The 529-nt window shown below is 70.1% G+C and carries 1 protein-coding gene and 1 pseudogene; both read left to right on the top strand.

Annotation, left to right across the window (positions count from 1 at the left end):
* Positions 1-180, top strand: a pseudogene (locus tag ACU8YE_RS24230) (CDP-alcohol phosphatidyltransferase family protein); the annotation flags it as partial.
* On the top strand, positions 177-529 hold a 353-nt coding region (locus tag ACU8YE_RS24225; RefSeq protein WP_446929913.1), incomplete at its 3' end, for a HalD/BesD family halogenase. The pseudogene ACU8YE_RS24230 and the gene ACU8YE_RS24225, both read left to right, overlap by 4 nt.

The following is a 529-nucleotide window of genomic DNA, read 5'->3' as shown; positions in this document are numbered from 1 at the left end:
GACGTGCTGTATCTGCTGCCCGTCGTCACGCTGCTCGACGGCGTCGAGCCGTTCCTGCTCGCGGCGTCGATCGGCGCGCCGCTGTTCGCCGCATGGGTCGTGATCGACTACTGGCGCATCGTGCGCCGCGGCGCCGGCGCCGGCGCGCCCAATTCAACCGAAATCCAGCCCTCGAAATGATGATGGACCTCGAAGCACCGGCGGCGCACGGTTCGGCTGACGCCGCCGTCGCCGCGCGCGTGGCCGTGCTCGACCGCGCGCGGCTGCGCGGCGAGTTCGCGCGCCAGGACGCGTTCCTCTATCTGGACGAATTCCTGCCGAAGGATCTCGCCGGCCGCGTCGCGGACTGCGCGCGCGCGCTCGTGCCGGAGATCAACCGCAACTATCTGCCGGGCCACAAGCAAGGCGGCAGCGTGAGCCGCCACACGATCGACGAGAAGGCGCCGCTCATCGCCGAGCTTTACCGCTCGAAGGCGCTCGTCGGTTTCCTCGAGACGCTGACGGGCGACAAGCTGCTGCCGTCGCCGGA

Source organism: Ralstonia sp. VS2407 (assembly GCF_052950655.1).
This window is presented reverse-complemented; position numbering and strand designations above follow the sequence as displayed.